Origin of the sequence: Hydrocoleum sp. CS-953 (assembly GCF_002260545.1) — a bacterium.
GTDB lineage: Bacteria > Cyanobacteriota > Cyanobacteriia > Cyanobacteriales > Microcoleaceae > Trichodesmium.
The window spans coordinates 1-5,756 of sequence record NZ_LGSU01000973.1 but is presented as its reverse complement, the minus strand read 5'-3'; the positions used below and the strand labels follow the sequence as shown (position 1 = coordinate 5,756).

At 38.1% G+C, this 5,756-nt stretch carries 4 protein-coding genes; 3 read left to right on the top strand and 1 reads right to left on the bottom strand.

The window, feature by feature from the left end; all coding sequences use genetic code 11:
• The 3 genes from AFK68_RS13680 to AFK68_RS13665 form a co-directional block, all read left to right on the top strand.
• The coding region (locus AFK68_RS13680; RefSeq protein WP_094673282.1) for an FG-GAP-like repeat-containing protein at window positions 1-1,324 on the top strand (1,324 nt) is incomplete at its 5' end.
• Window positions 1,325-1,346: 22 nt separating this feature from the next.
• Complete coding sequence (locus AFK68_RS13675) at window positions 1,347-2,831, top strand: glycosyltransferase family 39 protein (RefSeq protein WP_094673281.1); 1,485 nt, start codon at window positions 1,347-1,349, stop codon at window positions 2,829-2,831.
• Between the two features lie 949 nt (window positions 2,832-3,780).
• Window positions 3,781-4,941, top strand: a 1,161-nt coding sequence (locus tag AFK68_RS13665) for a hypothetical protein (protein ID WP_210407392.1), incomplete at its 5' end; no start/stop codon positions are given.
• 261 nt (window positions 4,942-5,202) lie between these two features.
• On the opposite strand, the gene mtnA is transcribed toward AFK68_RS13665, so the two are convergent.
• The coding region (gene mtnA, locus AFK68_RS13660; protein ID WP_094673278.1) for an S-methyl-5-thioribose-1-phosphate isomerase at window positions 5,203-5,756 on the bottom strand (554 nt) is incomplete at its 5' end.

Below are 5,756 nucleotides of genomic sequence, written 5' to 3'. Positions count from 1 at the left end.
ATCTTATTCATCTATTAAACCCAAAATTATAAAATTAGAAGAGTTACCTGCTGAAGATGAAAGAATAGGAGGAATAATTACAGCAGATATAAATGATGATGGTCAAAAGGATTTTATTATTACCAAACCTGGACATATTGTAGTTTATCAGGGAAGTGGTCAAAAACTTTGGGCAAAACAAATAAATATTCAGGTTACCATAAAATCTGAGAAGAATGGTTTACCTGGACACTTCGGACCAGGAGTACAAGCAGGTGATGTAGATGGAGATGGCAAAACAGAAGTATTATTTTTAACTAAAGATAATACTCTTCACATTGTTGAAGGTGAAAGTGGAAAAAACAAGAAAACTATCACTCTGAAATCACCAGAAGGAACAGAAAGATGGGAACACCTAGTAATTACTAATTTTCGTGGGCAAGGCCATCAGGATTTATTATTACAGACTACCAACTCAGAAGGATATCGCACAGGAGGCTTTTTAGCTGCTTATGCAATAGATGACTTGCTCAAAAAAGAAGACCCCCAACCGTTATGGACGAGAGATGATTTTGTCGCCAATGCTCATAATGGGGCTCGAGTAGCAGACTTAAATGGAGATGGTAAAGATGAAGTTTTGGGTGCAACTCTAATATCCCCAGATGGAGAAATGCTGGTGCGAATTTCCCCCAAGGGTCATATTGATTCCATATTTGTTGCTGATGTGCGTCCAGATATTCCTGGATTAGAGGTAATAGCTTTGGAAGAGAGTGGTCGTAAGCGAAGTGGTGGTAATCGAGTTCTTCTATTTAATAGCGATCGCCTAATCTGGGAAACTGACTACAAAAATCAAGAACCTCAAAATGCTGCTATTGGTGACTTTGACCCCAATCGACCGGGGTTAGAAATATGGTCTCGCAGTCGTTATAATGAACACCAGAAACCTTTTGTCTTTGATGCCCAGGGTCAGCTCATTGCTAACTATGAAATGGACAATGTTGCCCCTAGAGGTTGGACAGTCAGAGGGGTAGAAGTTATATTTACCATAGATTGGAGAGGAGAACCCAAACAGTTAGCTGCAGCCAAAGAGCGCCACAAATCAGGAGATGTGGCAATTTTCGATCCTTTGACTGGGAAATTTCTCCACAGATTTAAGGAAAAAGCTGATCGTCTTTATGTAGCGGATGTGTCTGGAGACTGGCGAGAAGAGTTGATTGTTCTTAACGGAAATAAGCTACATATTTACAGTAACCCTGAAGTTAATCCCAATCCGAATCGCCCTAGATTATGGTCTCAAAATCATTACCGCCGTAGTAAAATGACATGGAATTATTATAGTCCATAAGTTACTTAATTCTTATAAATATATGAATACAACTACTCACAAAGAAAAATTTTACTGGCAACAATGGATACCAATCACATTAATTCTATTATTAGCTACTGGATTATATTTCTATAATCTTGGTACAGAGAGTATGTGGGTGGATGAACTTTACAGTATTAATGACGCTAAAGTCAAGATATCTTTATTTAGAATACGTCCAATTTACTATATACTCCTAAAATTTTGGATGTTATTTGGCACTAGCGATAGTTGGTTACGAAGCTTATCTGTTGTGTTTGGTTTAGCTAGTGTATTCTTAATTTACCAACTTGGTCGTCGTGTAGCTGGAGAGGGAGCAGGTTTAATTGCCGCTTTGTTGCTGGCACTTTCACCAATTTTTATTAATTTTGCCCAAATGGTGCGGATGTACTCACTGGGTACTTGTTTAGCTCTTGGTGGTTCCCTCGCTTTAGTTCATGCACTAGAAAATCCTACCAACTCTTCAATGGCTTGGTGGGCTTGCACGCGAGCGTTAATGAACATGACTGCTCCACTGAATGCCACTTTATTACTACCAGATATTCTCATATTTTGTTGGAAGTTTCGCAAACAACGTGATGTATTATTACGTTTTGGAAAATGGGCGTTAGTAGGGTTTGTTTTATGGCTGCCCTCTCTATGGACATTAGTTTCAAACACTATAGGTTTCTTGACGGGAGCTTTAAACATAACTGCCAAGGTTGAGACATCTTCTAGTAGACACGCATTTCCCAGTATAACAGAAGTAATACGCAAGTTAAGACATTTTACAGCTTTTCCATTCCCTTCAACATCAAAAGCAATCAGCTTATTTTATCAAGCTTATACAATCATCCTACTATTTTTATTAAGCTTTGGGTTGATTAAAAAGCATCGTTCAGGAAAACTTCTTTGGATGGCAGCTTGGGCTTTTATACCTGCAGCTATGATATTTTTAGTTTCTCAGAGATTATGGATAGACCGTTACTTATTATTCGTATGTCCTTACGTTCTAATTTTACTTGCTGCTGGTTTTATGAGAGTATGGAATTTGCAGCGTATAGTAGCTATTGTAATAGCAATTATTTATTTATTTGCCACTACTAATGGATTGGTTCGTTTCTATACTGTTCAAGATCGTCAAGACTGGCGTGGTATCGCACAAGTGATTAATACGATAGAAAAACCAGGGGATAAAATAGTTTTATCGATAGGTTCTGAAAAAATGACTACTGCACTAACTCATTACTATAATGGTACTGCATCTATTTATCGTAAAGATATTTGTTCTATTTTGGAGGTGGACAAAACTGATTTAGAGGTAGAGTTATCCAATCTATTACCAATAGAAAGACTTTGGTTAGTTTGCCAAGGTGATTTTGATCCAAGCTTGTTTGAAGAGACTTTTGGGGATAAATTAAAACTGGAAAAACACTGGGAATTTACTAATGAACAGTTTTATAGAGAAAAAGATTTGATGTACCTTTTTCTCACAACCCTTAATTAAAATATTAGACATCTGGTGAAAAAGATATATAATTTTTTTTTAGCTTAGGGAACAGGGAACAGGAAAAGGGGTAAGGGCAATATATTTTGATAAAAAAGGAACTAAAAAATATTTTGTTAGCAAATTTTACAACTATAGTTAATGCCAAATAAAGGGCGATTTTATTTTCTGCAGATGTTTATTGAACAAAAGGTGTTGGTGATTTGATATATGATTTTTTTTAAGTGTATAAACCGGGTTGATATTTAGATGCCTGATCATACTGACATCTTTCTCCAATAAACCCAGTTTCTTGTAGTACCAACTTGGATTTCATATCTTGATTCACCAGCGCCGAACAAAATCATCTATATTTTCCTAACTTTCCGATAATTTTGTGGTGGATCTACTATGAAAGAAAAAATTTCCTCTTTTACAAAAAATCAAGCAAAGTCCGATTTATTTTGGCAGATATTTCCTATTACTTTAATCCTATTATTAGCTACTGGATTATATCTCTATCAACTAGGCACAGAAAGTCTTTGGATAGATGAACTCATCAGTGTAGATCGAGCAAAAAGAGATATTTTAGATCTCTTGTGGAGAGGCCGTATCCATCTCATTCTCCTCAAAGGTTGGATGCTCTTTAGCTACAGCGATAGTTGGCTGCGGGGGCTATGCCTTGTTTTTACTTTGGGTAGTGTCTTCTTAACTTATCGACTTGGTTGCCGTCTAGCGAGCAAACCTGTGGGTTTAATTTCCGCCCTATTTGTTGCTATTTCGCCTTTGTTTATTCATCATGCTCAAGAGGTGCGGATGTATGGAGTTAGCACTTTTTTGGGATTGCTTGGTACTCTGGCTTTAACTTCTGCTTTGGAATCTCCCAATAAGTTTTCTATTGGTTTTTGGGCGATCGCTCGATACTTAGCTATTCGCTCTACACGACTAAATTTACTCTTATTGCTACCGNGCCCTATTTGTTGCTATTTCGCCTTTGTTTATTCATCATGCTCAAGAGGTGCGGATGTATGGAGTTAGCACTTTTTTGGGATTGCTTGGTACTCTGGCTTTAACTTCTGCTTTGGAATCTCCCAATAAGTTTTCTATTGGTTTTTGGGCGATCGCTCGATACTTAGCTATTCGCTCTACACGACTAAATTTACTCTTATTGCTACCGGACATAGTTTTATTCGGTTGGAAGTTTCGTAAACAAAAGCGTGTATTATTGAGTTTTGTTGCTGGGTTGATTGCTATTATTCTATTATGGTCTCCTCTGGTAATTAATATAGCTATTACTTCGGCTAACTTTATGGGTGGATTTAGAGGAACAGTAGAAACAAGTTTAGAAAATGTAACAGCTAACTTAAAATCTGCCCCCACTATTATTAATGTACTACTACAACCTGGTCGTTTTACCGCTTGGTCATTTGGCAGAGCTAATTCAGAGGCCATTTTCTGGTTTTACAATCTCTACTCGGTAATGGTAGCCAGCTTAATAGGTTTAGCTTTTTTTGAAAAACGAAATTCATATAAACTTGGTTGGGCTGCTGCTTGGGGATTTTTACCTTTAATTCCAATATTTTTAGTTTCTCAAATTTCCCGTTCTATCTGGGTAGATCGCTATATTATGTTTACTGCCCCCTATATCTTTATTCTTTTGGCAGCAGGGTTTATGGTGGTTTGGCGTAGGTGGCGAATTCCAGCAGTGGCGATCGCTCTGATATATTTCGTTGCTGTTGGTGGGGGGTTAAAGCGTTACTATACAGTAAAGGATCGAGAAGATTGGCGGGGTTTTGTCCAACTGATTCAAACCAACGAGCAGTCTGGGGATGTAATTGTTTGGAAAGCTAATCAGTCAATTCCCAGAGCGCTGAATCATTACTATAGGGGTTCTGCAACTATTGAGGTAAGAATAGACACACCTAAAGATGATCCCCAAGCTGTAGAAAGTTGGCTGGAAAGTTTACCAAAAACTAGATCGCGCATCTGGTTAGCATATGCTAATCCATCACCAACCTTACTGGCTGGCATTGAAAAGAAGTTTAAAGCTGAAGAAGTTTACAAAATTAAGGTTAATGGCACATTAGAGCTTTTCTTGTTAACACCCCGTACTTCTGAGACATCTAATTAGGGTTTGCTGAAAAAGTATTTTGGTAGGGGTAGGAGTCAGGAGTCGTAGGGGCGTTTCATGCAACATCGGTACGGAGTCAGGAGAAACGGGGAATTTAGAGGAGATAGGAGTCAGAATTATCCCTTGATTTTTCTGCCTTTGTCTGCATAAAATGCTGAATTTTTCAGCTTTTTCCATCGAAAAGTTGGCACTTTTTTCAACCTAAAAAAGCTAAAGCGTTTATCTGTCAATGCGCGCGAGAATTAATCAGCAGAGCAATAATTAAACTAACTGCTTGATCCTAAATTGTTCTAATTCTCCCGGCGCAACTGTACCATATTCTGTCATTATTCCTGCAATTAATTCGGCAGGTGTAACATCAAATGCCGGATTATAAAATTCTACTCCCTCTGGACAAATGCGCGTTTCTCCTAATTGATATATTTCCTTGGCATCCCTTTCTTCAATTGGTATTTGACTACCATCAGATATTTTAAAGTCTATAGTTGATAGGGGTGCAGCTACAAAAAAGGGAATGTTATGTGCTTTGGCCACAATAGCTAGACTATAAGTACCAATTTTATTGGCAGTATCCCCATTTGCTGCTATTCTGTCAGCTCCCACTACTACAGCATGAATTAAACCTTGTTTCATACAATGGGCTGCCATATTATCACTAATTAGGGTGACGGGTATGTTTTCTTGGACACATTCCCAAGTAGTAAGTTTTGCTCCTTGGAGACGGGGACGGGTTTCATCAGCGTAGACTTTGGCCAATCTTCCCTCTCGCCACGCGGAACGAATAACACCTAAAGCTGTACCATAACCAGCAGTTG

Excerpts from the sequence above, each read along its gene's own strand:
- AFK68_RS13675 (WP_094673281.1), top strand. The coding sequence starts at position 1,347 with ATGAATACAACTACTCACAAAGAAAAATTTTACTGGCAACAATGGATA.